Below are 25,032 nucleotides of genomic sequence, written 5' to 3' on the forward strand. Positions count from 1 at the left end.
ATGAGCCTGTACACGCAATTGCGCCGTGCGCCGCTGAGTGCCAAGTTCGGCCTGCTGGTGATCCTGCTGTATGTACTGGTTGCGCTGTTCGCGCCGCTGGTGGCGCCGTTCGGCGAGACCGAAGTGGTCGGCGAGGGCTTCGCGCCCTGGGGCGGGCAGTTCCTGCTCGGCACCGACAACCTGGGCCGCGACATGTTCAGCCGCCTGGTCTATGGCGCGCGCAATACCCTCGGCATCGCTTTCCTGACCACCGTGCTGGCCTTCGCCCTGGGCGGGTTCTGCGGGCTGGTGGCGGCGATCCGCGGCGGCTGGATCGACCAGGGCATGTCGCGGGTCGTGGACATCCTCATGGCCATCCCGCAACTGATCTTCGCCCTGTTGATCCTCAGCGTGGTCGGCACCGCCACCACCTCGCTGGTACTGGTGATCGCGCTGCTCGATGCCACCCGGGTGTTCCGCCTGTCGCGGGCGGTGGCAATGAGCGTGGTGGTGCAGGACTTCGTCGAGGCCGCGCGGCTGCGCGGGGAGGGGCTGTGGTGGCTGGTCACCCGCGAGGTGCTGCCCAATGCCGCCGCGCCCTTGATCGCCGAGTTCGGCCTGCGCTTCTGCTTTGTCTTCCTGTTCATCAGTGCATTGTCGTTCCTCGGCCTGGGCATCCAGCCGCCCACCGCCGATTGGGGCAGCATGGTGCGCGACAACGCCGTGCTGATCACCTTCGGCGATGTCAGCCCGCTGCTGCCGGCGCTGGCGGTGGCGTTGATCACCGTGAGCGTGAATTTCGTCGTCGACTGGGTGCTGCACAAGTCCAGCGGCCTGAAGGAGTGCTGAGCATGAAACCGCTACTGGAAATCCGCGACCTGCACATCGAAGGTCACTCCGACGACGCCTGGCATCCGTTGGTCAAGGGCATCGACCTGACCCTGCAGCGTGGCGAGGTGCTGGGTTTGATCGGCGAGTCGGGGGCCGGCAAGTCGACCCTTGGCCTGGCCGCGATGGGTTACGTGCGCGACGGTTGCCGCATCGCCCGTGGCTCGGTGTGCTTCGACGGCCAGGAACTGGTCGGGGCGGCACCTGAGGTGTTGCGCAAGCTGCGCGGCTTGCGGGTCGCCTATGTGGCGCAGAGCGCCGCAGCGTCGTTCAACCCGGCGCATCGCTTGATCGACCAGCATGTGGAAACCGCCGTGGTCAATGGCGGTATCGACCGCGCCACCGCCGAGGCCGAGGCGGTCGAGCTGTACCGTGTGCTGCGCCTGCCGGATCCGGAAAATATCGGCCGGCGTTACCCGCACCAGGTCTCTGGCGGCCAACTGCAGCGCGTGATGACCGCCATGGCCATGGCCTGCCACCCGGACCTGATCGTGTTCGACGAGCCGACCACCGCGCTCGACGTGACCACCCAGATCGAAGTGATCGCCGCCATTCGCGAGGCGGTCAAGCGCTTCGGCAGCGCAGCGTTGTACATCAGCCACGACCTGGCCCTGGTGGCGCAGATCGCCGACCGCATCATGGTGCTGCGCCACGGCAGCCTGGTCGAAGAAGCCGCCACCCGCACCGTGCTCGGTGCCCCGAGTCAGGACTATACCCGCTCGCTGTGGGCGGTACGCAGCTTCCATACCGAACCCAAGCCCCGCCAGGCGCAGGCCCGGCCACTGCTCGAGGTGCGCAACGCCTCGGCCAGCTACGGTGCCCAGCCGGTGCTGCATGATGTCTCGCTCAAGCTGCAACGCGGCCAGACGCTGGCGGTGATCGGCGAGTCCGGCAGCGGCAAGAGCACCACTGCGCGGCTGATTACCGGGCTCCTGCAACCGAGCAGCGGCCAGGTGCTGTACGACGGTGAAGCCTTGCCGACCGACTACCGCCGGCGCAGCAAGGAACAGTTGCGGCGCATCCAGATGATCTACCAGATCCCCGACACCGCGCTCAATCCACGCCAGCGCATCGTCGACATCATCGGTCGCCCACTGGCGTTCTACCTGGGGCTCAAGGGCAGGGCGCTGCGCGAGCGGGTCGCCGAGCTGCTGGAGATGATCGAGCTGGACCCTGCCAGGTTCATGGAGCGTCAGCCACGCGAACTGTCCGGCGGGCAGAAGCAGCGGGTGTGCATCGCCCGCGCTCTGGCCGCCGAGCCGCAGCTGATCATCTGCGATGAGGTGACCTCGGCCCTCGACCAGTTGGTGGCCGAAGGTGTGCTCAAGCTGCTCGACCGCATCCAGCGCCAGTTGGGCGTGGCCTACCTGTTCATCACCCACGATGTGGCCACGGTGCGCGCCATCGCCGACGAGGTGATGGTGATGCGGCGCGGCAGGGTGGTGGACCACGGCCGGCGCGAGTCGATCTTTACCCCGCCTTATCAGGATTACACCGGGCTGCTGTTCTCTTGCGAACCGCAGATGGACCCGGACTGGCTCGACCGCCTGTTGGCCGGTCGCGCCGCTGCTACTAACCAGCCAATTGCCGAAGGACAGCTTCCATGAACGTACTGATCGTCCACGCCCACCCCGAACCGCATTCGTTCACCGCCGCGCTGCGCGACCAGGCGGTGGAGACTTTCAAGGCCCAGGGACACCAGGTGCAGGTCAGCGACCTGTACGCCATGGGCTGGAACCCGGTGGCCAGCGCCGAGGATTTCAGCACCCGTGAGAACCCTGAATATCTGGTCTATGCGCTGGAACAGCGCCTGGGCGTCAAGAGCGGCTCCATCGCCGCGGATATCCAGCAGGAGCTGGACAAGCTGCTGTGGGCCGATCTGCTGGTGCTGAACTTCCCGATCTTCTGGTTCTCCGCCCCGGCCATGCTCAAGGGCTGGATCGACCGGGTGCTGGTATCGGGGGTGTGCTACGGCGGCAAGCGCTTCTACGACCAGGGTGGCCTGGCGGGCAAGAAGGCGCTGGTGACCGTGACCCTGGGCGGGCGTGAGCACATGTTCGGCGAAGGGGCGATCCACGGGCCGCTGGAGGACATGCTGCGGCCGATCCTGCGCGGCACCCTGGCCTATGTCGGTTTCGAGGTGCTGGCGCCGTTCGTGGCCTGGCACGTGCCCTACATCAGCGACGAGGCGCGGGGTGAGTTCCTGGTGCAGTATCGCCAGCGGTTGGAACAGCTTTCGGATGACCAGCCACTGGTGTTCCCGCGTCTGGAGCAGTTCGACGAGGCGCTGTATCCGTTGCGATGATGGGGCAAATGGCGCTGCCCGCCTGCGCATAGGGCGGGCGGCCTGGGCTCAGCCGTGCGGCACCGCGCTCTTGCCCGCGCTCCCGGCGTACTGCTCCTTCAGGTGCCCCTGTTCATCCAGCAACCAGGCATCCATGATCTCGCGCACCACGGGCCCGGCCACCCGGCCGCCAGCCTCGCCGTTCTCGATCATCACCGCCACCACGATGGAGGGATGCTCGGCGGGGGCGAAGCCCACGAACAGGGCGTTGTCGCGGTGCCGCTCCAGGGTCTTGTCGCGGTTGTAGCGCTCGCCCTGGCGGATCGCCACGACCTGCGCGGTGCCGCTCTTGCCGGCAATCCGGTACTGCGCGCCAGCGGCGGCCGCACGGGCGATGCCGCGCGGATCATGCATGACCATCTGCATGCCCTGGCTGACCTGGTCCCAGGCGCGTTTGTCATGCAGCACGATGTCGGGCATCGGGTTCGGGTCGACCGGGTGCTCGCCACCCACGGTCATGGCCAGGTGCGGACGGTGCCACACCCCCTTGCTGGCCAGCAGGCTGGTGGCCTGCGCCAGTTGCAGCGGGGTGACCTGCATGTAGCCCTGGCCGATGCCAAGGATCAGGGTTTCGCCGGGGAACCAGGCCTGGCGGCGCGTGGCGCGTTTCCATTGTGCGGACGGCATCAGGCCGGGCGCTTCCTCGAACATGTCCAGCGAGACCTTCTGGCCCAGGCCGAATTCGGCCATGTAGTCGTGCAGGCGATCGATGCCCAGCTTGTGCGCCAGGTCATAGAAGTAGGTGTCGTTGGAACGCATGATGGCGGTGTACATGTCCACCCAGCCATCGCCGCTGCGGTTCCAGTTGCGGTACTTGTGGTCGTAGTTGGGCAGCTCGTAGTAACCGGGGTCGAACACGCGGCTACCCGGGTTGATCACGCCGCTGTCCAGGCCGGCGATGGCTACTTCCGGCTTGACCGTCGAACCGGGCGCGTACAACCCGCGCAGCACGCGGTTGAACAGCGGACGGTCGATCGAGTCGCGCAGCGCGGCGTATTGCTTGAAGCTGATGCCCTTGACGAACAGGTTGGGGTCGAAGCTGGGGTTGCTGACCATCGCAAGCACGTCGCCCGTGGCCGGGTCCAGCGCCACCACCGCACCACGGCGATCGCCCAGGGCCTTTTCGGCGGCCTGCTGCAGTTTGGCGTCCAGGCTCAGGACGATATCCTTGCCCGGCACCGGATCGTGATGGCGCAGCACGCGCATGACCCGCCCCTGGGCATTGGTCTCGACTTCCTCGTAGCCCACATGGCCGTGCAGCTCGTTCTCGTAGAAGCGCTCGACGCCGGTCTTGCCGATCGACTGGGTGCCGCGGTACTCGGTGCTGTCGAGGGTCTTGGCTTCCTTTTCGTTGATCCGCCCGACGTAGCCGACCGAATGGGCGAAATGCTCGGCCAGCGGGTATTCGCGGATGAACTGCGGCTCGACGTCCAGGCCGGGCAGACGGAACTGATTGACCGCGATCAGCGCGATCTGCTCTTCGCTCAGGCCGAACATCAGGGTGACCGGTTCGAAGGGCTTGCGGCCGCGGCGCAGGTCTTTGTCGAACTGGGCGCGGTCGTCGTCGGAGAGGTTCAGGACCTTGGCCAGGGCGTCGAGCACGGCGGAGGTCTGGCCGTTGGTGCGCTCGCGGGTCATGGTGAGGTTGAAGCTGGGCTTGTTGTCGGCCAGCACCACGCCGTTACGGTCGTAGATCAACCCGCGCTCGGGGGCGATGGGCAGCACGTGCACGCGGTTGTTTTCCGAAACCGCCGATTGCTGGTCGTGCTGCAGCACCTGCAAGACATACAGCCTGCCGATCAGCACCGCAACCAGGCCCAGGGTCAGCGCGGCGCAGACCAGCAGCCGGCGGTTGACCAGGTGCTTTTCCTTTTCGTGGTCCTTGAGGGGAATCGGCTGTGGCATGGGGGCTCGGTGACGTGATGACGAGTGAAGGCGAGGGCTGGCCCGCCGTGGGCCGTCTGCGGCCCCAAGGGCCAGGGATGCTACGCAAGCTCGGCGGTCGGCTCAAGGTCGGTCACAGCCAGCCAATAGCGTGACGTGCCGCCCACCCCGGTAACAGCGCGCTGGCGTGGAAGATGAAAATTCCTTCATCTGACCGCTGGCGCCCGGTCGCCGGCTGCGCACCACTGTCGATGTCAATTTCCGCCACCTATCGTCATGAACTGGCACAATCCCTTGTTTGCCTTATCCGGAGACTTCCATGCTGCGCATATTAGAGCGTTGGCTTGACTCTTTCCCACCCGACGAAGCCCCACCACCGCCCATGGGCCTGGCGCGGTTCATGTGGGCCTGCACGCGCGGTGCCCGCGGCTATATCGTGGCGCTGGCGCTGCTCAGCGCTGCAGTGTCGATCTACGAGGCCTGGCTGTTCGCCTTTCTCGGGCAGGTAGTGGACCTGCTCGCGACCTGGAAAGTGGGCGACGCGGTGACCGCAGAGGAGGCGAGGGTGCTGTGGGGCGCGGGTGCCGTGCTGCTGGTCAGTATCGGCCTGGTGGCGGGGCGCACGCTGGTGCAGCATCAGGTGCTGGCGATCAACCTGCCACTGCGTCTGCGTTGGGATTTCCATCGCCTGATGCTGCGCCAGAGCTTGTCGTTCTTCTCCGACGAGTTCTCAGGCCGGGTCACTACCAAGGTGATGCAGACGGCGCTGGCGGTGCGTGAGGTGCTGTTCACCCTGATCGAGATCCTGCCGGGTATCGGCGTGTACTTCGTGGCGATCATTGCCCTGGCTGGCGGCTTCGCGCTCAAGCTCATGCTGCCGTTCATTGCCTGGGTGGCGCTGTTCGGCCTGACCATGGTGTATTTCGTCCCGCGCCTGGGGCAGGTCGGCCAGGAACAGGCCCATGCCCGCTCGTCGATGACTGGGCGGGTTTCGGATGCCTACACCAACATCACCACGGTGAAACTGTTTTCCCACTCCCGGCGTGAGGCGCACTTCGCCCGTGCGGCGATGGAGGATTTCAAGCAGACCGGCTTTCGCCAGATGCGCCTGGTCAGCCAGTTCGAGATCGCCAACCAGGCGCTGGTGGTCGGCCTGATCATGGGCGCGGGCGGTTACGCCCTGTGGCTGTGGCACCAGGGCGAAGTGGGCGCTGGCGCGGTGGCGGCGATCACCGCCATGGCATTGCGCGTCAATGGCATGTCGCACTGGATCATGTGGCAGATGACTTCGCTGTTCGAGAACATCGGCACCGTGCAGGACGGGATGGTGACCCTGACCACCGGCCCCAAGGTCCAGGATGTGCCGAACGCGGGGGAGCTGGTGACCCACGGCGGGGCGGTGAGCTTCGATAATGTGCGTTTCAACTATAACGGCGAGCGCCAGGTGCTCGATGGCCTGAGCCTTGAGATTCGCCCCGGCGAGAAGATCGGCCTGGTCGGCCGCTCCGGTGCGGGCAAGTCGACGCTGATCAACTTGCTGCTGCGTTTCTATGACGTGGACAGTGGCGAGATCCGCATCGATGGGCAGAACATCGCCCAGGTCACCCAGGATAGCCTGCGCAGCGCCATTGGCATGGTCACCCAGGACACCTCGCTGCTGCACCGTTCGATTCGCGACAACATCGCCTACGGCCGCCCAGAGGCGAGCGAGGCGCAGATCCGTCGTGCTGCCGCCAGTGCCCAGGCCGATGGCTTCATCAGCCAGTTGAGCGACCGCCAAGGGAACACCGGCTACGACACCTTGGTCGGCGAGCGTGGCATCAAGCTGTCCGGTGGCCAGCGCCAACGCATCGCGATCGCCCGGGTGATGCTCAAGAATGCCCCGATCCTGTTGCTCGACGAAGCCACCAGTGCGCTGGACTCGGAGGTCGAGGTTGCCATCCAGGAAAGCCTCGATGACATGATGCAGGGCAAGACGGTGATCGCCATCGCTCACCGGTTGTCCACCATCGCGGCGATGGACAGGCTCATCGTGATGGATGAAGGGCGCATCATCGAACAGGGCACCCACGCTGAACTACTGGCCAGAAACGGCACCTATGCGCGGTTGTGGCAGCATCAGAGCGGTGGGTTCCTGGGAGAGGATCAGGGCGTGGTGGAGTCCACCGAATAGTTGTCCTGCGACCGTTCGTCGCCAGGATTGCCTAGTCTGCATCCACAACGGCTGCTGGCGGGTACAGGAAGGTAGCAGTCATCGACTGCCCAACCGCGTACCCATCAGGAGTCCATCCCATGAAAATCCCGTTTGCCTCGATCCTGCTCGTATCGAGCTTCATGCTCGCGCAACAGGCTGCCCATGCTGCGGTGCCCGATGCCGTCAAGGTGCCCGCAGGCCACACGGTCATGCTCGAAACCGTCGGCGTCGGTGAAATCACCTACGAGTGCCGGGACAAGGCCAATGCGCCGGGCGAGACCGAGTGGTTCTTCGTCGGTCCCAAGGCGACCCTCAGCGACCGCAGTGGCAAGGCTGTCGGCGACTACTTTGGCCCGCCCGCCACCTGGCAGGCCAAGGACGGCTCGAAAGTCACCGGCACCCAGCTTGCCGTAGCCCCTGCAGGCAAAGGCGATCTGCCGTATCAACTGGTCAAGGCGAATCCGGCCGAGGGTAAGGGGGCAATGCACGGGGTCAGCTACATCCAGCGCCTCGCCACCCAGGGCGGGGTGGCCCCGGCAATGGCCTGTACAGCGCAGAACAAGGGGGCGCAGCAGATCGTCAAGTACCAGGCCGACTACATCTTCTGGTCTGCCAAATGACGCGTGGTTGAACTGACGCTTGGCAATGGATCATCTACGCTGCTCTACAAGCCCCGGCCGCAAGGCCGGGTGTCAGCGCCGACACAGGACCGTGCCGAGAGTGAATTCATCCGTTACGCCTTTCGATTTCCAGGGTTGCCTTGCCGCTTGCGCGCGGGGTGACCGCAGCGCCTTGCAGGCGCTCTACGACCATGAAGGTTCGCGTTTGCTCGGGGTGGTGCGGCGCATCGTGCGCGATGACGCCATGGCCGAGGATATCGTCCACGACGCGTTCATTCGTATCTGGACACGGGCGACCAGCTTCGATGCGACGCGAGGTTCGGCCCGGGGCTGGATCTACAGCATCAACCGCCACCTGGCCTTGAACGCCGTGCGCGACAGCCGACAGGAGACGGCGTTGGACGACGCGGACATCGTGACCTTGGTTGGGGAATTCGACGAGGGCGCCATCTGGTCAGGCTCTGCGAAGATCTATCGCTGCCTTGAGCAACTGCAGCCTGCACCGCAGCGGTGTGTCCTGCATGCCTATGTGGACGGCTGCAGCCACGCGGAAATCGCCAGCCTGATGGGGGCGCCGCTGGGTACGGTCAAGGCGTGGATCAAGCGAAGCCTCGAGGCGCTGCGGGAGTGCATGACATGACGCCGGGTTCAACCGATGACCCTTCGCAACTGCTCGACGTGCTGGCGGGGGAGTATGTGTTGGGGACGCTGTCTGCCGAACAGCGCGCTGAGGTGCTTGCGCGACTGGACCGCGAGCCGGACTTGCGGGCGGCTGTCGACCGTTGGGAGGCGCGCCTGCTCGAGTTGACCACGCTGGCTGAGCCGCAACGACCCAGCACGCGCCTGTGGCGACGGATCGACCGCAGTCTCGCGGAGCAGGCGCGGCAGGTGCATCCGACAAGCCGATGGTGGAAGCGCCTGGGCCTGTGGCAAGGCGTGAGCGCCGCCGGCCTGGCGGCCACTGTGTTGCTGAGCCTGGCGCTGCTGACCACCCGGCCTGCGACGACCCACTACCTGGTCGTGCTGGTAGCGCCGACCGACCAGGTGCCCGGCTGGGTGGTGCAGGCCAGCGATGCGCGGACCATCGCGTTGATCCCGCTGGGTCGGGATCAGGTGCCAGAAGGGATGACCCTGCAGTTCTGGACCAAGGGCGAGCAATGGCAGGCGCCAGTCTCCCTAGGCCTGGTCAAGCCTGGCGAACAGTATCGCGTGCCGCTGCGCGACCTGCCGCCTCTGGAGCCCAATCAGCTGTTCGAGCTGACGCTGGAAAAGGCTGGCGGATCGCCCACGGGCCGACCGACCGGCCCGGTGAAGTTCATCGGGCGTTCGGTGAAGGTCATTTGAAATTTAGTGACGGGCATCTGCTTGGCGGTACTAGTCACATTTAGTTACTACGAAATGGCATCAAATTGCCTTGTTGGCCCGATTCATGGGGGCTGAGCAGGTGGTTTGCCACCCAATGGTCACAAAGTTGTAATACAGCTGCTGCAAAGTGTTCCGGCCATCACACGGAGCGCTTTTCCATGATACGCCTGATGAAGTCTGCTGCACTCGCCGTTGCCGTTTCGCTTAGCGCCACTTCGGCCTTCGCCGCAGAAAACGTCCGCCTGACCGGTTCCGGTGCCAGCTTCCCTGCACCGATCTACCTGACCTGGTTCAAGGATTTCAGCAAGAAGACCGAAGGGGTCACTGTCGATTACCAGTCCAAGGGCAGTGGCGCCGGTGTCCAGGACTTCCTGAACAAGACCGTCGATTTCGCCGCCAGCGACTCGGCCATGAAAGACGAAGAAATTGCCAAGGTCGGCGAGGGCGTTCAGTTGCTGCCGATGACTGCGGGCGAGATCGTCCTGGCCTACAACCTGCCGGGCAACCCCAAGGGCCTGAAGCTGCCGCGTGACGTCTACTCCGACATCTTCCTGGGCAAGATCACCCAGTGGAACGACCCGAAAATCGCTGCTGCCAACCCTGAGCTGAAACTGCCGGCTACCCCGATCACCGTGGTCGTGCGTGCAGACTCCAGCGGTACCACCGCCGTCTTCACCAAGCACCTGTCGGCCATCAACCCGGCCTTCAAGGAAGCGTTGGGCGAGGGCAACACCGTCAACTGGCCAGCGACCGACAAGTTCATCAAGTCGCCGAAGAACGATGGCGTAACCGCCACCGTACGCCAGACCCCGGGCGCCATCGGCTACATCGAGTACGGCTTCGCCAAGCTGGCCAAGGTCGACTTCGCTGCCCTGCAGAACAAGGCCGGCCAGTATGTCGTACCGAACGCCGAAAGCGGTGCCGAAGCACTGGCTGCAGTGAAGATGCCGGAAAACCTGGTGGCCTGGCTGCCTGATCCGGACGGTGCCAAGTCCTACCCGATCACCTCCTACACCTGGATGATCTTCCGCAAGGACAACGGCAACCCCGCCAAGGCCAAGGCCATGCGCGACATGATCGAGTACAGCCTGACCGAAGGTCAGAAGATCGCCGACTCGATGGGCTACATCCCGCTGCCGCAGTCGGTTGTCGACCAGGTGCGCAAAGCGGCTCAGAACATCCAGTAAGACTGCCAGGTTGCGCCCGGCCTGCCTTGCAGGCATGCCGGGTGCCTCTGCCCCTGTCCCGGAAATAATCCATGAACACACCTTTTGCCATTCCGGATAACCCCGACTCTGCATGCCAGCCGCCGTCAACCAGGGATTTCCTGGTCGACCGTACGTTCCGTGCACTTGCACGTATCGGCGTGGTGCTGGTGCTGGCGCTGGTCTTTGCGCTGATCTACGAAGTAGGACGCAAGGCGCTGCCGGGTATGGAAAAGCACGGATTCGATGTGCTCTTCGGCAGCGTGTGGGACGTTAACCAAGGCAAATACGGCATTCTGCCGGCGATCTGGGGCACGCTCTACAGCGCCCTGATTGCATTGCTGATCGCCGGTTTCTTCGGTATCAGCATGGCGATTTTCCTCACCCAGGATTTCCTGCCCGCAAAACTCGCTGCGGTGTTTCGCACCATCGTCGAGCTGCTCGCCGCCATCCCCAGCGTCGTCTATGGCCTGTGGGGCATTTATGTGGTGATCCCGGCGATCCGTCCGCTGACCGCATGGTTGAACAGCGAGCTGGGCTGGATTCCGTTCTTCGGTTCCTCCTTGAGTGGGCCTGGGCTGCTGCCAGCGGCACTGGTGCTCGCCATCATGATTCTGCCCACCGTGGCCGCGGTGTCCCAGGACGCGCTGACCAGCGTGCCGATGAAGACCAAGCAGGCAGCCTACGGCATGGGCACCACCCACTGGGAAGCCATCCTCAAGGTGATGGTGCCGTCCGCCGCCACCGGCATCTTCGGCTCCCTGGTGCTTGGCCTTGGCCGTGCCCTGGGCGAGACCATGGCGCTGGCCATGCTGGTGGGTAACGCCAACACCATCACGCTTTCCCTGTTCGCCCCGGCCAACACGCTGGCGGCCTTGCTGGCCCTGAACTTCCCTGAAGCCGGGCCGAACGAGGTCGAGGTGCTGATGTACGCGGCGCTGGTACTGATGTTCATCACCCTGCTGGTGAACGTCGTTGGATCGCTGATCATGCTCTACGCCCAGCGGGGTAATAAATAATGACCGACCTCACGACCCCTGCAACTGCCTTGCCCAGCCTGCAGCGCCGGTTCGAAGGCCGCGCCCTGCGCAGCCTGACCCTGACCACGATGGTGTGGTGCGTGGCCCTGCTGGCCAGTGTGCCGCTGATTTCCGTGCTCTACATGCTGATCACTCGCGGCGGTGCACGCCTGAGCCTTGAGGTGTTCACCGAGCTGCCACCCACCGGCTTCGAGATGGGCGGTGGTTTCGGCAACGCGATGGCGGGTACCTTCGTCATGGTCGGCATTGCCGCTGCCATCGCGGTGCCGGTCGGCATCCTGGCGGCGATCTTCCTGGCCGAACTCGGTCCGGACAGCAAGCTTGCCAACGCATCGCGCTTTGCCGCCAAGATGCTGACCGGCCTGCCGTCGATCCTGGCTGGCGTGTTCGCCTATGCCCTGGTGGTCATGACCACCGGCACATACTCCGCACCGGCCGGTGGCGTGGCGCTGGCGGTTCTGATGCTGCCGATCGTCGTGCTGACCGCCGAAGAGGCGATGAAGATGGTGCCCAAGATCATGAAGGACGCCGCCTACGGCATGGGCTGTACCCGCGCCCAGGTGATCTGGAAGATCGTCTTGCCGACCGGCATGCCGGCCATCCTCACCGGTGTCATGCTCGCCGTGGCCCGCGCCGCTGGCGAAACCGCGCCGCTGCTGTTCACCGCGTTGTTCAGCAACTACTGGATCTACCACGACGGCAGCCTGGCGGTGATGAACCCCACGGCCTCGCTGGCGGTACTGATCTACAACTTCTCCGGCATGCCTTTCGACAACCAGCTGGAGCTCGCCTGGGCGGCCTCGCTGGTACTGGTGATGATCGTGCTGGTCGTGAATATTCTCAGCCGTATTTTCGGCAAGCCTAAGTATTGAGAACGGGAGCATCTAACTTGAACGTATCGACTGCGCAAAGAGCCGCTCCGTTGGTCAACCAGGCACCAGTGGTCATGGACTGCAAGCTGGACAAGATTTTCTACGGCAACTTCATGGCGGTCCGCGACAGCCATGTACCGATCGAAAAGAACAAGATCACCGGTTTCATCGGCCCGTCCGGCTGCGGCAAGAGTACCGTGCTGCGTAGCCTCAACCGCATGAACGATCTGGTGAAGGGCTTCCGCTTCGAAGGCCACGTGCACTTCCTCGGCCAGGATGTCTATGGCAAGGGTGTGGACCCTGTGGTCGTGCGCCGTTACATCGGCATGGTGTTCCAGCAACCGAACCCGTTCTCGATGAGCATCTTCGACAACGTCGCGTTCGGCCTGCGCCTGAACCGCTACAAGGGCGACCTCGGCGACCGCGTCAAGCACGCCTTGCAAGGTGCAGCCCTGTGGGATGAGGTGAAGGACAAGCTCAAGGTCAGTGGCCTGTCGCTGTCCGGCGGCCAGCAGCAGCGCCTGTGCATCGCGCGTGCCATTGCCACCGAGCCGGAAGTCCTGCTGCTCGATGAACCCTGCTCGGCACTCGACCCGATCGCAACCCGGCGCGTTGAAGAGCTGATGGTGGAACTGAAGAAGGACTACACCATCGCCCTGGTGACCCACAACATGCAGCAGGCGATCCGTGTTGCCGACACCACGGCATTCTTCTCGGTCGATATTTCCCAGGGCACGCGCACGGGCTACCTGGTCGAGATGGGCCCGACCACCCAGATCTTCCAGAACCCGCGCGAACAGCTGACCAGTGACTACATCAGCGGCAAGTTCAGCTGATGTAGTCACTCGACCGAAGCGGTTGGATGTCGCAGGCCAGGATGGCCGCTGCGACAGTCCGACCGCTTTTACTTTTTAGTGTTTCCAGAGATTACTTATGCGTGCGACGCGTCGTCTTGACCTGTCAGCGGTAGAACGCGCACTGCGGGATGTGCAGCGGCGTTTCACCGAGCTCAGCAAGCACTTTACCGAACCGCGTGATCCGTTCACCGATGAGGTGCTGCAAAATGTGCTTGAAGGCTATGCCCTGATTGACGACTATGTCGCGCGGGGTATCGACCTGTTCGACCTTCAGCAGCTGAACCTGATGCTGGAGATCAACGCCACGGTGCTGTGTGGCAGCGATCCTGAACGTCGAGTGGAGTTCGCCCAGCACCTGATCGCCACCGAAGAGCACTTCTTCAACAACGTCGAAGGCGGCATCAAGGATCTGTACAACTGGTATTGCTCGTATGGCAGCGATTCGGTGTGGAAACGCGCAGCAGGCGTGTATGTTCGCATCCTGAGCAAGCCGCAGCTGTTCATTGAAGGCAACAATCGCACGGGGTCGCTCATCGTCAGTTATCTGCTGATGCGCGCAGGGCTGCCGCCGTTCGTGCTGACGCTGGACAACGCCGAGGGCTATTTCAACCCGTCCTCGGTCATACGCAACTCTGCCAAGCATGGTGTAAAGGCCTTGTACGAATTGCCCAAGATCAAGAAGAAGTATGCGGCGTTCCTGGAGGCGCAGGCGCCCGATCCCGAGACGTTTTTCCTGAGCGACGCGTCGGCACGCATCTGTCAGGAGGGCCGTTGATGGGCAGGTATCCGAAGCTCAAGCAATGGCAGGTCGGCAGTCGCCAGGCCTGGCACGGCGTCACGCGGGCGTTCAGGCAGCCGCGGGTGCGTATTTCCTTTGATATCGATGACACGCTCGCCTGCCTGCCGCACCACAGCCCGGCAGAACACAGCAAACTGCCGGAGTTCGTTCATCGCTGGCTGGGTGAGCCCCTGCGCATCGGCACCCGCGCGCTGATCCGCGATCTGCGCCGCCAGGGCTACAGCATCTGGATCTATACATCGTCCGGACGCACGCCGTCGTACATCAGGCGTTGGCTGCTGCTCTACGGCATCCGTGTCGATGGTGTGGTCAACAGCGACCGGCACCAGCAGGTCCTGTCGGCGAACGGCCTTGCCAAGGCACCTTCGAAGTTCCCGCCGGCGTTCGATATCGACCTGCATGTCGATGACTCCGAAGGCGTGCGGATCGAAGGTGACGACCATGGCTTCCGTGTGGTCGTCGTCTGTCCGAAGGATGGGAACTGGACACAGAAAGTCATGGACGCAGCGGTCGAGGTCCAGGCACGACTGGCCTGGCAGCAAACCGCCCAGGCTTGAAGCGAGCAGGCTCCGGGCGGGGCCAGCGTTTCGCGTTACGAAACAGTCAATTCAGCTGCGCGGCGTATTTGCGCAGGTGTCGCTTGGTTAGAGTTTTCGGCGTGACGCCACGAACTCCCTGGAACGACCCATGACCGACGTATCCCAGCAGAACCAGCCCCTTGCATGTGCTGGACACCCATCTGGCACGCCACGAGTTCCTGGCCGGGGATATCTACACCATTGCCGACATGGCCGTGTGGCCCTGGTATCCCGGCAGCCTGCTGGGCGTGTACGGTGCGGGCGAGTTCCTCGAAATCGAGCAGTACACCCATCTGCTGCGTTGGTACCACGCCATCGCCGCGCGTCCTGCGGTGGCGCGGGGCAGGGTGGTCAACCGCACATCCGCGGCCCCGGGCGAGTTCTTGCGCGAACGGCATGATGCGGCTGATTTCCAGTCATTGACCTGAGCCTGCAGGCGGGGCGGTGCGGCGTTTCTCATAGCGCACATCGCGTTCATCGACCGCTGCGCGCGAAACCCAACCGGCACGCTGGTAGAAGCCGTTCGCACGGATCGCCTGATCGCCATCGGTGGTCAGGTGAATCACTTCATGACGCTGGAACAGCGCGCGTTCGGCCTGCTCCAGCAGCAATCGACCGATGCCCTTGCCTTCATGCTGCGGGCGCACGAACAGGGCGAACAGCTCACCTTCGTCCAGATCGATCATGGCAAAGCCGACCGCCTCCTGCCGGTATTCGGCGATCCAGGTGCAGGGCGCCTCGCGAATGGCTTCGGTGAGGGTGGTCGCGGTAATGCCCAGATCGTGCATCTGCTCGCGCGAAAGGTGGTTCTGCTTCACGCTGGTCCGAATGTCGAACAGCAATTCGATATCCTCGGGCAGAGCCAGGCGCAGGGTCGGGGTCATGAGGGAACGTCCTTGTCGATGCGTGCGAGCCTGGCAGCATAGCGCAGTGCGTCCGACAATCCTCCCTACCTGCTCACCCCAACGGGTGATTCCCTGGCGCACAGGCCCATGGCACCATCCGATCAGCGGAATTCCAGGGGTCACAGACGTGCAAATCGATCAGCTTTCATCAGTCCAGTGGTTCGAGGCGATGGCGAAAGTCACCGCCGCCATCGGCGCCCAGGGTTTCGCCACGGCGCTGTTCGACGCGCTGGCCTTGGTCGGCCCGGTCAAGGCCAGCACGGTGTACCTGTATCCCCGCGAGGGGCTGCCGTCGGCCTGGTCGGAATGCGATGGGCCTGGCCCCTGGCGGCCGGAAGGCAACGTTCGACGCTACCTGTCGGGCTTCTACCTGCTGGACCCGTTCTATGAAGTCTGCATCGAAAGCGTTCACTCAGGCTGCTATGCGCTGGGTGACGTGGCGCCCGATCACTTCAAGCTCAGTGAGTATTACCTGGCGTTCTACCGCCATTCCCACCTCGAGGACGAGATCAACTACATCCTGCAACTGGATGAAGGCCTGAGCCTGGCAGTGTCGTTGGCGTTCACCGATGAACTCGACGACGCAGCGAAGTCACGCTTCAAGGCCATCAGCCCCTGGGTGCTGGCAGTGCTGGCCAAGCATTTCGACGGCTATCAGGGCCGCGGCGGACGCGTGGAGAAGGTCTGGGAGCAGCGCGTGCATGCCGCCCTGAGCAATTTCGGATCGTCCTTGCTGACCGAGCGCGAGTGCCGGATCGCCCAGCTCATCCTGCGCGGGCACTCGACCCGCTCCCTGGCCGAGCGTCTGAAGGTGTCGGAGGACACCATCAAGTCCCATCGCAAACACGTCTACGCCAAGCTCGACATCGGCACCCAGTCCGAGCTGTTCTCCCTGTTCATCGATGCCCTGGCCAATGCCCATGGAGTGTTGGAGCGCGACCCGCTGGAAAGCTACATGGGCAAGCCGCGCTGATATGAAAACGCCGACGCATCATCGTCGGCGGTTTTAGGCCGGTGTTGTCAGTCTGCCATCTGCAAGTCAGGCAGTTTCACCCGAAACGCGCGCGTCAGGCCGATCAGGAACACCACGCCCAGGCCCATCCAGCACAGGCCGATGGTGAACGACAGGCTCGACAGGCTGGTCCACAGCCACAGGGTGCTGAGGAACCCCAGGCCCGGAATCAGGCCATAGCGCAGGCAGTTTGCCGTGCCGCGCAGCTTCTGGTCGGCCAGGTAGTGCTTGACCACCGCCAGGTTGACTGCCGAGAAGGCAAACAGGGCGCCGAAGCTGATCATGTTGGCGACGGTATCCAGGCTGATGAACAGCGCACTCAACGACACCATCCCGACCACGATGATCGCGAAGGCGGGCACACGCTTTTTCGTCACCAGTTGACCGAAGGCACGGGGCAGGGCGCCGTCGCGGCCCATGGCGAACAGGACCCGCGACACGCTGGCCTGAGAAGCCATGGCCGACGCGAAGCAGCCTGCCACGTAGGTGGCGGTAAAGGCGCTGGCCAAGAGATGGCCACCAGCGCTGTTCATCACCTCCACCGGTGCCGAGTCAGGGTTGGCGAAGCTGCTCCAGTCCGGGTGGACCAATTGCGCGAAATAGGACACCACGAGAAACAACAGGCCGCCGATCAACGACACCGCCATGATCGCCCGCGGAATCCGCCGGGTGGGGTCGGCAGTCTCCTCGGCCATGGTCGAGACGGCATCGAAGCCTACGAACGACAGGCACAGCACCGCCGCGCCCGCCATGATGGCCGAGGCACTGAAACCCTCGTGGTAGAAGGGGGCGGTCAGCGAGATCGGTTGTGTCTGAGCGGACAGGCTGTTGATCGACAACGCCACGAACACCACGATGAATACCAGTTGTGCGACCACCAGGATGCCGTTGACCCGGGTCACCGACTCGATGCCGATCAGGTTGAGGAAGGTCACTGCGCTGATCGACCCGAGCACCCATACCCAGGCATGCACAGTCGGGAAGTATTCCGACATGTAGATGCCGATGAGCAGGTAGCTGAGCAGCGGAAGGAAAATGTAGTCGAGCAACAGTGTCCAGCCGGCCATGAACCCGGCGTGGGCGCCGAACGCTTTGCGGGTATAGGTGTAGACCGAGCCGGAGTAGGGGTGTGCCTGGACCATGCGTCCATAGCTGTAGGCGGTGAACAGCATGGCGCCGAGGGTCAGCAGGTAGGCGGTCGGCAGGTGGCCCTTGGTGGTCTGGGCTACCAGCCCGTAGGCGGAGAAGACTGCCAACGGCACCATGTAGGCGAGGCCGAAGAGTATCAGCGCGGTCATGCCCATGGAGGTGCGAAAGCGCGTGCTGGACGGTGAGTGAGGCGTGGAATGCGCTGCGGTTGTCGTTGTTGTATGCATTGCTGACTCCTGATGTGGGGATGCAGGACGCCGCGGTAGGCGATCATGCTCGCTACCGGTGAAGGAGAGGTGGTGGGCTGGATGCGGGGGCGTGGCCCCTCGCTCAAGCGCTGCGCAGGCGTAGGCGGGAGCGGATTCGGCGCAAGGGACTGAAGCGTGCGTTCATGGCGTTGTTCTCTTTATTGATTGGGCACGAAGGGGGCCGCGTTTCGGGGCCTTGGCGCATGCTCCCATAGCCGATTCGCCTCCGAAATCACCCGTTGGGGTGAGCCGGTTACGAGGCTGGGGACCTCACCCCAACGGGTGATTTCGCACGGTTGCTGGCTGCTGCAAGCTTCAGGGGCGTCTCCATACCAACAAGGAAAACCGCCCATGAACGCGCCTTTCGCACCCCAACGCCAGACCCGTGACTACCAGGCCGCCGATGCTGCACACCATATCCATGCCTTCCTCGACCAGAAGGCGCTCAACGCCGAAGGCCCGCGGGTAATCGTCGGCGGTGAGCGGCTGCATCTGTGGGACAGCGAAGGCAAGCGCTACCTGGACGGCATGTCGGGCCTGTGGTGCACCCAGCTCGGCTACGGGCGCAAGGACCTGACGGCCGCCGCTGCGGCGCAGATGGACCAGCTCGCCTACTACAACATGTTCTTTCACACCACCCACCCGGCCGTGATCGAGTTGTCCGAGCTGCTGTTCAGCCTGCTGCCGGGGCACTACAGCCACGCGATCTACACCAACTCTGGCTCCGAGGCCAACGAGGTGCTGATCCGTACCGTACGCCGTTACTGGCAGGTGCTTGGCCAGCCGAACAAGAAGGTCATGATCGGCCGCTGGAACGGCTACCACGGCTCGACCCTGGCGGCCACGGCGCTGGGCGGTATGAAGTTCATGCACGAGATGGGCGGGCTGATTCCGGATGTGGCGCACATCGATGAACCCTACTGGTATGCCGCCGGTGGCGAGCTGAGTCCGGCGGAGTTCGGTCGGCGCTGCGCCTTGCAGCTGGAAGAAAAAATTCTCGAGCTCGGTGCCGAGAACGTCGCCGGTTTCATCGCCGAGCCATTCCAGGGCGCCGGCGGCATGATCTTCCCGCCGGAAAGCTACTGGCCGGAAATCCAGCGCATCTGCCGCCAATACGACGTGCTGCTGTGTGCCGACGAGGTGATTGGCGGGTTCGGGCGTACCGGTGAATGGTTCGCCCACGAGTACTTCGGTTTCGAGCCCGACACCCTGTCGATCGCCAAGGGCCTCACCTCGGGCTACGTGCCGATGGGCGGGCTGGTGCTGAGCAAGCGTATCGCCGAAGCACTGGTGGAGCGCGGCGGTGTATTCGCTCACGGCCTGACCTATTCCGGGCACCCGGTGGCCGCTGCGGTGGCGATTGCCAACCTCAAGGCGCTGCGCGACGAAGGCATCGTGCGTCAGGTGAAAGACGATACCGGGCCCTACCTGCAGCGCATCCTGCGCGAGGTGTTCGCCAACCATCCCTTGATCGGCCAGGTGCAGGGCGCCGGGCTGGTGGCTGCCCTGCAGTTCGCCGAGGACAAGGCCAGCCGCAAGCGCTACGCCAACGAAAACGAGCTGGCCTGGCAGTGCCGGACCTTCGGCTTCGAAGAGGGCGTGATCATTCGTTCGACCTTGGGACGGATGATCATGGCACCCGCGCTGGTGGCCAACCACAGTGAGCTGGACGAACTGGTGGAGAAGACCCGCAAAGCGGTCGATCGCACCGCGCAGGCGCTGGGCAAGCTCTGAAGCGGCTGCGCTACCTTCTCCAATCAACGGTTCCTGGAGCACAACGTGCACGATTCAACCTACTGGCAGCAGCAAGCCGCCAAGCTGACTTTTCGCGATCAAGCCATGATCGGCGGCCGTTTCGTGGCCGCCGCAGGTGGCGCGACGTTCGATGCGATCAACCCTGCCACCAATCAACTGCTGGCGCGGGTCGCCGCCTGTACCTCTGAGGACGTCGACCGTGCCGTGGCCAGTGCGCGGCAGGCGTTCGAGCAAGGCCCGTGGGCACGCATGGCGCCGACCGAGCGCAAGCGCGTGATGCTGCGTCTGGCCGAGCTGATGCTGGCCCACCGCGAGGAGCTGGCGCTGCTCGAATCGCTGAACATGGGCAAGCCGGTGCTCGATGCCTACAACATCGATGTGCCGGGCGCCGCCCAGGTCTTCGCCTGGTATGGCGAGTCGCTCGACAAACTCTACGACCAGGTTGCGCCCACTGCGGCCAATGCCGTGGCCACCATCACCCGCGAACCTATCGGTGTGGTCGCAGCCGTGGTGCCGTGGAACTTTCCGCTGGACATGGCGGCCTGGAAACTGGCCCCGGCGTTAGCAGCCGGCAACAGCGTCGTGCTCAAGCCTGCCGAACAGTCGCCGCTTTCGGCGCTGCGCCTGGCCGAGCTTGCGCTGGAGGCCGGCATTCCCGAAGGGGTGCTGAACGTCGTGCCGGGGCTGGGCGAGATCGCCGGCAAGGCACTGGGCCTGCACCCCGACGTCGATTGCCTGGTATTCACCGGCTCCACCCAGGTGGGCAAGTACTTCATGCAGTATTCGGCGCAGTCGAACCTGAAACAGGTGTGGTTGGAGTGCGGCGGGAAAAGCCCGAACCTGGTGTTCGATGACTGCAAGGACCTGGACCTGGCTGCAGAGAAAGCCGCATTCGGCATCTTCTTCAACCAGGGTGAGGTCTGCTCGGCCAACTCACGACTTTACGTGCAGCGCTCGATCCATGACGCGTTCATCGAGCGCCTGATTGCCAAGGCGCGCGACTGGCTCCCCGGTAATCCGCTGGATCCGGCCAGCCGCGCCGGCGCCATCGTCGATGCGCAGCAGACTTCGCAGATCATGGCCGCGATCGGCCGCGCACAGGAGGAGGGCGCGCTTCTGGTGGCCGGTGGGCGTCAGCTCAGCTTCAACGGCTCCAGTAACTTCATCGAGCCGACGATTTTCACCCATGTCGACCCGCAGTCGTCGCTTTCGCGTGAAGAGGTCTTCGGCCCGGTAGTCGCAGTGACGGCCTTCGACACTGAAGAGGAAGCTATCCGCCTGGCCAACGACAGCGTCTATGGGTTGGCCGCCTCGGTGTGGAGCGACGACCTGAACCGCGTGCACCGGGTTGCCAGGCAGCTCAGGGTCGGCAGCGTTTCGGTCAATACCGTCGATGCGCTCGATGTGGTCGCCCCGTTCGGCGGCTACAAGCAGTCGGGCTTTGGGCGCGACCTGTCATTGCATGCGTTCGACAAGTACACCCAGTTGAAGACCACCTGGATCCAGCTGCGCTGACCCTTGGGCGTCGTGCTCAATGCCGTGGCGGCCTGGCACAGTTCAGCGCCGCCACGGCGACTGCCAACGCCGCCCCGGCATAAGCCCAGATCGCTGGCACCTGCGGCAGCAGCACACCGGCCAGCATCGGCCCGAGCCCGGCGCCGATGTCGCGCCACACGGCATTGCTGGCCAGCGCCTGAATGCGCGCGTGCGGATTGCGCAGCGCGACGAGGGTCATCACAAGAGGTAGTTGCAAGGCGCGCAGCACCAACACGAAGAAGGCGCCGATGAACAGCCAATGGCTGGCGAACACCAGCAGCGCCAGTGAGGTGGCCAGCGACAGCACCACCAACATGCGCAGTGCGCCGAAGCGATCTGCCAGGCGTCCGCCGAAGGGGCTGAAGAGCATCTCGCTCAAATAGCGCACCGCCATCAGCACACCGGCCACCAGTACCCCCGACTCGCCCATGTGGACTTGCGCATACAGCGAGAGGCCGAAAATGAACAGACCGTCCAGCGTCACCCCTTCGATGAAAGACCAGGTGGCGATGCTGTCCGGCAGGCGCAGGCGCCGACCGCTGCGCACGGGAATGTCATGGCCTCTGGAAGGCAAGGCGCGGGCCCGCCACAGGCCGCACAGGGCGCTGATGCACAGTACGAAGAACACCGTACGCGGGCCATAGGCCTGGGCCATCAGCGCCCCCAGCGGCAAGGCCAGCATGGGGCCGATGGCCAGGGTCGCCCGCGAACGCCCGGCGCGGCGGGCTGCACCCTGTGCCTCGGCCGTGGCGAGGGTCTGGGTACTCAAGTTGAAGGTGGCGAAGCACAACCCCCAGACCAGGCGCAGTACCAGCAGTGCGGCGAATCCGGAAAGGGTGGCGTTGCCCAGCGCACACACCGCTGCAGCGAAAGCCGCCAGGCTGCACGCTGCGCGATCGCCATGGCGTGCATAGAACCGCACCACCCAGCCATAGCCGATGATCCGCACCAGGCGATTGGCCGCCAGCAATACCCCGGCCTCGACCAGCGTCACACCGAAGTCCGCTGCGTACATGGGCAGCAGCAGGTAGAGCAGCACGTCACTGGGCAGGCACAGGCCGAGCACCTGGGCGGCGTTGCGCGAATCTCGGTCGGCGCGCAGGGTTTGCGCCGGTACGGCAGCGGACGACATGACAGCCTCGTGGCAGGGGCGGGGTGCGCAGCATAACCTGCTGGGGCATGTCGGTAACACTCGCGTCATGTCGGCGGGGAAGGCTGGCCGCTGTCAGGGCCCCGCTCCTGACACCGCATTAAGCAAACGTGCGGAGAAATCGTGAATAAAATTGCAGGTTATCGCGGGAAAAATGTGTTTTTCTCATGTAGCTGTTACTCCTGACGATCCTCCCATCGAATTTCCCCCAGGGTAGGCAGCCTACTTCGCTGGCGGTCTGCTGGAGGATTGCAGCCCCCTTGAGCTGATCAGCACCATCAGCACGATGGACACCTTCCAGAAGATGTTCCAGAGCTCCATTCCAGTTTCTTGGGATCTCAGACAGAGCCTCGCGTCTTTCAGGCACTGGAAGTATTTAGTCGCCATGCACCTGATCTCGGTATCCGAGAGTTTCGCGTCAAGTTCACATTTCTAATTGTAACGGCTCGCGCGTAAAAACACGCAAACTTGCAATCAGCGCATTTTCTCGATCGCATGTTTTCTGGATGAAGCTTCCTGCCAGGTCAGACGGAAGAGCAAAAAGCTGTAGGTAGATTCTGATGTGCCATGAACAACCTTTCCGTGTATAGAAATACCTGTTCTCATAACGCCGTGGTCGGCTTGCAGATAACCCGGTTTAGTCTAAACACTTGTTGTCGTACGTCAGGCTGTGGAGTGGAAGACCAACACAGCAGCCGGCCAGAAAACTGAATTGCTCAGCCAGTCCAGATAAACCATTAGGCGGAGTCGAATACTCAAGTAAATACCTTGAGCCTCGATTTTTTTTTTGCGGTAATTTTTCCAAGGATACGCGGGTCCACTCGCGGAAAAAAGGACTAACAGTGACTATTGAACTTCCTCCAATTAACGTAACTGCCACTGCGCCGGGGTACGCTCCTCCTAAGGGCGGAGTTTTTCCTGGGCCAAATCCGGGCTACGTTCAGCTTGAGCAGGCACGTCAGCGAAACGAAAGTTATGGCGCGGGCTTGTGGCGGGAAATGATGATAAAGGTTTGCAATGAGCAAAAAAACTTACATGCCAGATGGTGTTATTGGAGCAACAGGGATTATTAATGCGTTCAAAATCGACTGTCTGACATTGCAGTGGGCCGATACGTTCAAGGCTCACAATCCATCACAGAGCGCGGCTCAAGCTCTTAATTATGTGTGGCATAATACCCAGCCGCCGAGAACCATACCCGAAACTCATATGCCACAAGAGTTCTCTGGCGGTGTGCTAACCCCTGTCGCTGCCCTTGGTCACTTTTTGTATGGTGGCGGGTCGCAAGCGAGTACAAGCATTAACTCTCTTGGGTTGAACCTAAATGCTACGCCTATTCCTGCTTTGGATCAGGCCCTTATAAGCTCGTCCGTGGGTAGTAGTCGTATTGTTTTGGATAAAGTGCCTTACAATACGGCGAATGATTCATGGCTCACTGGGCTTTGGCTTGGTAATATCACGTTAAAAATTGAAGGTAGTGTCACAAAATATGCAGATGGGCGTATCAGTTTCGATGGCGAGGCGAGAGCTTATAATGATATTTATGATGCCAACCCAGGTAGTTGGCGCAGCGCGTTTGGGGAAAGCGCCACTCAAGTTCTCTCGGAAATTCAAAGGCATCTTGAGGCAGAAAGCTACGCTATCGAGATTAAGGGGGCTTATCCCATCTCGCTGCAAAAATAACTAGCTGTGTGCGCCCAAGTTAAGGGCGCTTTTTAAGGGGTTGAGCAACATGTTTGCATTTTTTAAAAGCGGCTTTCCTCTGTTGGTGATTTTATTGGCTGACTTGGTTTTGTGGTTGGCTCTACGAGGAGATATCGATTTGGGAGGGGAGAATTCTGGTCCTTACAAATATTTTGTTATGTATGTCCTGTATTTTACCTTTTTTGTAGTAGTGCTCTCTGTCGTGTCGGTCGCAGTTAAAAGTCTGTCTGAAAGTAGGGGGGTGCAAAAGCTGGCATATTGTCTTTTGGACATTCCCTGCGCGCTCTTTTGCTTGGTTGCTGGCCTTTTGAGCTTGGCGGTGGCATTGAATGGCACGAAACTTTCAGCTATTCCAGCAATTCTTTACATGATTGCTATGATTGTTTTACTTATCCCTAGGCTTCTAATTGGGCGTAATTTTTGATTCAATATTCTGGCTCTTTTCCAGAGAAGGTTGTAGGGGCCACGTCGGCGATGAGGGTCTCAGTCGCCGCATCAACGACATGAGCACCTGCGAGTTTCAAGAGTGAATTTTTTATTTTCCTAATGCCTTGCTAAGTTAGCGCGACTTCACTGCCACAATCGGTTGAGCTGCAGGAGCGACTCACAGCCCAATTTTCTGCTAGCAAGGTGTTGACCATGCACGGCGAGAGGTGGCTGACATTTCGTTGCGCCGTTCATCCGTTGCGCCGGAATAAAAACGAATCCTTCAGGGTGTATCGAACTCGCTTGTGTAGGCCTCCACAAAAGCGAGAACCCCATGAAAACGAATCTATTGGCTACAGCGCTGCTGGCCGTCTGCTTTACGTTGCTCGGTGGCTGTTTCGACCGTGATAACGACCATCCGGCCAAGGACGCCGATCCAAGCAAGCCGTCGCTGCAGATGCAGCAGCCCGATACACCCACGACCAACCCGTCCCCCGAGACCAAACCGCAAAATCAATGAGC

General features: G+C 62.6%; 24 protein-coding genes and 1 pseudogene. 21 read left to right on the forward strand and 4 right to left on the reverse strand.

Features of this window, described 5'->3' with window-relative positions:
* From ACK3BK_RS10930 to ACK3BK_RS10940, 3 genes are read left to right on the forward strand one after another with little or no spacing between them, the layout of a single operon-like run.
* Complete coding sequence (locus ACK3BK_RS10930; protein WP_411384288.1) at positions 1-828, forward strand: ABC transporter permease; 828 nt, start codon at positions 1-3, stop codon at positions 826-828.
* A gap of 2 nt (positions 829-830) precedes the next feature.
* Positions 831-2,474 (forward strand): ABC transporter ATP-binding protein, encoded by a 1,644-nt coding sequence (locus ACK3BK_RS10935; RefSeq protein ID WP_411384289.1) that lies wholly within the window; start codon positions 831-833, stop codon positions 2,472-2,474.
* Positions 2,471-3,172: an NAD(P)H-dependent oxidoreductase gene (locus ACK3BK_RS10940; protein WP_063544558.1), complete on the forward strand. Its 702-nt coding sequence runs from the start codon at positions 2,471-2,473 to the stop codon at positions 3,170-3,172. The genes ACK3BK_RS10935 and ACK3BK_RS10940 overlap by 4 nt, the downstream gene beginning before the upstream one ends.
* A 48-nt stretch (positions 3,173-3,220) precedes the next feature.
* Here ACK3BK_RS10940 and mrdA read toward each other — a convergent pair whose 3' ends face one another.
* Positions 3,221-5,116 (reverse strand): penicillin-binding protein 2, encoded by a 1,896-nt coding sequence (mrdA, locus tag ACK3BK_RS10945; RefSeq protein ID WP_411384290.1) that lies wholly within the window; start codon positions 5,114-5,116, stop codon positions 3,221-3,223.
* 298 nt (positions 5,117-5,414) lie between these two features.
* Between mrdA and ACK3BK_RS10950 the strand changes: the two genes are divergently transcribed.
* From ACK3BK_RS10950 to ACK3BK_RS11000, 11 genes are all read left to right on the forward strand, one after another.
* Complete coding sequence (locus ACK3BK_RS10950; RefSeq protein WP_411384291.1) at positions 5,415-7,268, forward strand: ABC transporter ATP-binding protein; 1,854 nt, start codon at positions 5,415-5,417, stop codon at positions 7,266-7,268.
* 119 nt (positions 7,269-7,387) lie between these two features.
* On the forward strand, positions 7,388-7,909 hold the full coding sequence (locus ACK3BK_RS10955) for a DUF3455 domain-containing protein (protein ID WP_186708586.1): 522 nt from the start codon (positions 7,388-7,390) through the stop codon (positions 7,907-7,909).
* A gap of 100 nt (positions 7,910-8,009) precedes the next feature.
* A complete protein-coding gene (locus ACK3BK_RS10960) occupies positions 8,010-8,549 on the forward strand; it encodes a sigma-70 family RNA polymerase sigma factor (RefSeq protein WP_186708588.1) in 540 nt (179 codons plus the stop codon).
* Entirely contained in the window at positions 8,546-9,253 is a 708-nt protein-coding gene (locus ACK3BK_RS10965; RefSeq protein WP_411384292.1) for an anti-sigma factor domain-containing protein, read from the forward strand. The genes ACK3BK_RS10960 and ACK3BK_RS10965 overlap by 4 nt, the downstream gene beginning before the upstream one ends.
* Positions 9,254-9,432: 179 nt before the next feature.
* Positions 9,433-10,461, forward strand: a complete 1,029-nt coding sequence (gene pstS, locus ACK3BK_RS10970; protein WP_186665237.1) for a phosphate ABC transporter substrate-binding protein PstS — start codon at positions 9,433-9,435, stop codon at positions 10,459-10,461.
* Between the two features lie 71 nt (positions 10,462-10,532).
* The gene (pstC, locus tag ACK3BK_RS10975) at positions 10,533-11,498 is read left to right on the forward strand and encodes a phosphate ABC transporter permease subunit PstC (RefSeq protein WP_186665235.1); all 966 of its coding nucleotides are present in this window, start codon (positions 10,533-10,535) and stop codon (positions 11,496-11,498) included.
* Entirely contained in the window at positions 11,498-12,391 is an 894-nt protein-coding gene (gene pstA, locus ACK3BK_RS10980; protein ID WP_186665233.1) for a phosphate ABC transporter permease PstA, read from the forward strand. Before pstC ends, pstA begins: the two co-directional genes overlap by 1 nt.
* Before the next feature lie 74 nt (positions 12,392-12,465).
* Positions 12,466-13,227 carry a phosphate ABC transporter ATP-binding protein PstB gene (gene pstB, locus ACK3BK_RS10985; RefSeq protein WP_238343281.1) on the forward strand — a complete coding sequence of 254 codons (762 nt, stop codon included), beginning with the start codon at positions 12,466-12,468 and terminating at the stop codon, positions 13,225-13,227.
* A gap of 97 nt (positions 13,228-13,324) precedes the next feature.
* Positions 13,325-14,023 (forward strand): hypothetical protein, encoded by a 699-nt coding sequence (locus ACK3BK_RS10990; RefSeq protein WP_186665229.1) that lies wholly within the window; start codon positions 13,325-13,327, stop codon positions 14,021-14,023.
* Positions 14,023-14,604, forward strand: a complete 582-nt coding sequence (locus ACK3BK_RS10995) for a hypothetical protein (RefSeq protein ID WP_186665227.1) — start codon at positions 14,023-14,025, stop codon at positions 14,602-14,604. The genes ACK3BK_RS10990 and ACK3BK_RS10995 overlap by 1 nt, the downstream gene beginning before the upstream one ends.
* A 167-nt stretch (positions 14,605-14,771) precedes the next feature.
* Positions 14,772-15,053 (forward strand): glutathione S-transferase C-terminal domain-containing protein, encoded by a 282-nt coding sequence (locus ACK3BK_RS11000; protein ID WP_411384467.1) that lies wholly within the window; start codon positions 14,772-14,774, stop codon positions 15,051-15,053.
* Here ACK3BK_RS11000 and ACK3BK_RS11005 read toward each other — a convergent pair.
* Positions 15,042-15,509, reverse strand: coding sequence for a GNAT family N-acetyltransferase (locus tag ACK3BK_RS11005; RefSeq protein WP_288376816.1), 468 nt, complete (start codon positions 15,507-15,509; stop codon positions 15,042-15,044). The genes ACK3BK_RS11000 and ACK3BK_RS11005 overlap by 12 nt on opposite strands.
* 190 nt (positions 15,510-15,699) lie before the next feature.
* On the opposite strand from ACK3BK_RS11005, the gene ACK3BK_RS11010 reads away from it, so the two are divergent.
* A complete protein-coding gene (locus tag ACK3BK_RS11010) occupies positions 15,700-16,503 on the forward strand; it encodes a helix-turn-helix domain-containing protein (protein WP_186719546.1) in 804 nt (267 codons plus the stop codon).
* 47 nt (positions 16,504-16,550) lie between these two features.
* On the opposite strand, the gene ACK3BK_RS11015 is transcribed toward ACK3BK_RS11010, so the two are convergent.
* The gene (locus tag ACK3BK_RS11015) at positions 16,551-17,918 is read right to left on the reverse strand and encodes an APC family permease (protein WP_411384293.1); all 1,368 of its coding nucleotides are present in this window, start codon (positions 17,916-17,918) and stop codon (positions 16,551-16,553) included.
* Positions 17,919-18,290: 372 nt separating this feature from the next.
* Here ACK3BK_RS11015 and ACK3BK_RS11020 point away from each other — a divergent pair, with 372 nt between their 5' ends.
* Complete coding sequence (locus ACK3BK_RS11020) at positions 18,291-19,673, forward strand: aspartate aminotransferase family protein (protein ID WP_186708597.1); 1,383 nt, start codon at positions 18,291-18,293, stop codon at positions 19,671-19,673.
* Between the two features lie 105 nt (positions 19,674-19,778).
* Positions 19,779-21,209 (forward strand): aldehyde dehydrogenase, encoded by a 1,431-nt coding sequence (locus ACK3BK_RS11025; protein WP_411384468.1) that lies wholly within the window; start codon positions 19,779-19,781, stop codon positions 21,207-21,209.
* 16 nt (positions 21,210-21,225) lie between these two features.
* On the opposite strand, the gene ACK3BK_RS11030 is transcribed toward ACK3BK_RS11025, so the two are convergent.
* Positions 21,226-22,362 (reverse strand): MFS transporter, encoded by a 1,137-nt coding sequence (locus ACK3BK_RS11030; RefSeq protein WP_186665215.1) that lies wholly within the window; start codon positions 22,360-22,362, stop codon positions 21,226-21,228.
* Between the two features lie 235 nt (positions 22,363-22,597).
* On the opposite strand from ACK3BK_RS11030, the pseudogene ACK3BK_RS11035 reads away from it, so the two are divergent.
* From ACK3BK_RS11035 to ACK3BK_RS11050, 4 genes and pseudogenes are all read left to right on the forward strand, one after another.
* Positions 22,598-22,702, forward strand: a pseudogene (locus ACK3BK_RS11035) (putative oxygenase MesX); the annotation flags it as partial.
* 695 nt (positions 22,703-23,397) lie between these two features.
* Entirely contained in the window at positions 23,398-24,063 is a 666-nt protein-coding gene (locus ACK3BK_RS11040; protein WP_411384294.1) for a lipid II-degrading bacteriocin, read from the forward strand.
* A gap of 49 nt (positions 24,064-24,112) precedes the next feature.
* Positions 24,113-24,508, forward strand: a complete 396-nt coding sequence (locus tag ACK3BK_RS11045; protein WP_411384295.1) for a hypothetical protein — start codon at positions 24,113-24,115, stop codon at positions 24,506-24,508.
* 336 nt (positions 24,509-24,844) lie between these two features.
* Complete coding sequence (locus ACK3BK_RS11050) at positions 24,845-25,030, forward strand: hypothetical protein (RefSeq protein ID WP_411384296.1); 186 nt, start codon at positions 24,845-24,847, stop codon at positions 25,028-25,030.
* Positions 25,031-25,032: the final 2 nt, after the last annotated feature.

The organism is Pseudomonas sp. L7 (genome assembly GCF_046605565.1).
Lineage (GTDB): Bacteria > Pseudomonadota > Gammaproteobacteria > Pseudomonadales > Pseudomonadaceae > Aquipseudomonas > Aquipseudomonas wayambapalatensis.

Coding starts and splice junctions, on each gene's coding strand:
- ACK3BK_RS10950 (WP_411384291.1), top strand. CDS start 5,415: ATGCTGCGCATATTAGAGCGTTGGCTTGACTCTTTCCCACCCGACGAA.
- ACK3BK_RS11025 (WP_411384468.1), top strand. CDS start 19,779: ATGATCGGCGGCCGTTTCGTGGCCGCCGCAGGTGGCGCGACGTTCGAT.
- ACK3BK_RS10995 (WP_186665227.1), top strand. CDS start 14,023: ATGGGCAGGTATCCGAAGCTCAAGCAATGGCAGGTCGGCAGTCGCCAG.
- ACK3BK_RS11010 (WP_186719546.1), top strand. CDS start 15,700: ATGGCGAAAGTCACCGCCGCCATCGGCGCCCAGGGTTTCGCCACGGCG.
- pstA (WP_186665233.1), top strand. CDS start 11,498: ATGACCGACCTCACGACCCCTGCAACTGCCTTGCCCAGCCTGCAGCGC.
- ACK3BK_RS11015 (WP_411384293.1), bottom strand. CDS start 17,918: ATGCATACAACAACGACAACCGCAGCGCATTCCACGCCTCACTCACCG.
- ACK3BK_RS10965 (WP_411384292.1), top strand. CDS start 8,546: ATGACGCCGGGTTCAACCGATGACCCTTCGCAACTGCTCGACGTGCTG.
- pstB (WP_238343281.1), top strand. CDS start 12,466: ATGGACTGCAAGCTGGACAAGATTTTCTACGGCAACTTCATGGCGGTC.
- ACK3BK_RS11050 (WP_411384296.1), top strand. CDS start 24,845: ATGAAAACGAATCTATTGGCTACAGCGCTGCTGGCCGTCTGCTTTACG.
- ACK3BK_RS11005 (WP_288376816.1), bottom strand. CDS start 15,509: ATGACCCCGACCCTGCGCCTGGCTCTGCCCGAGGATATCGAATTGCTG.
- ACK3BK_RS11040 (WP_411384294.1), top strand. CDS start 23,398: ATGAGCAAAAAAACTTACATGCCAGATGGTGTTATTGGAGCAACAGGG.
- ACK3BK_RS10940 (WP_063544558.1), top strand. CDS start 2,471: ATGAACGTACTGATCGTCCACGCCCACCCCGAACCGCATTCGTTCACC.
- ACK3BK_RS10990 (WP_186665229.1), top strand. CDS start 13,325: ATGCGTGCGACGCGTCGTCTTGACCTGTCAGCGGTAGAACGCGCACTG.
- ACK3BK_RS10935 (WP_411384289.1), top strand. CDS start 831: ATGAAACCGCTACTGGAAATCCGCGACCTGCACATCGAAGGTCACTCC.
- ACK3BK_RS11020 (WP_186708597.1), top strand. CDS start 18,291: ATGAACGCGCCTTTCGCACCCCAACGCCAGACCCGTGACTACCAGGCC.
- ACK3BK_RS11045 (WP_411384295.1), top strand. CDS start 24,113: ATGTTTGCATTTTTTAAAAGCGGCTTTCCTCTGTTGGTGATTTTATTG.
- ACK3BK_RS10930 (WP_411384288.1), top strand. CDS start 1: ATGAGCCTGTACACGCAATTGCGCCGTGCGCCGCTGAGTGCCAAGTTC.
- pstS (WP_186665237.1), top strand. CDS start 9,433: ATGATACGCCTGATGAAGTCTGCTGCACTCGCCGTTGCCGTTTCGCTT.
- mrdA (WP_411384290.1), bottom strand. CDS start 5,116: ATGCCACAGCCGATTCCCCTCAAGGACCACGAAAAGGAAAAGCACCTG.
- ACK3BK_RS11030 (WP_186665215.1), bottom strand. CDS start 22,362: ATGTCGTCCGCTGCCGTACCGGCGCAAACCCTGCGCGCCGACCGAGAT.
- ACK3BK_RS10955 (WP_186708586.1), top strand. CDS start 7,388: ATGAAAATCCCGTTTGCCTCGATCCTGCTCGTATCGAGCTTCATGCTC.
- pstC (WP_186665235.1), top strand. CDS start 10,533: ATGAACACACCTTTTGCCATTCCGGATAACCCCGACTCTGCATGCCAG.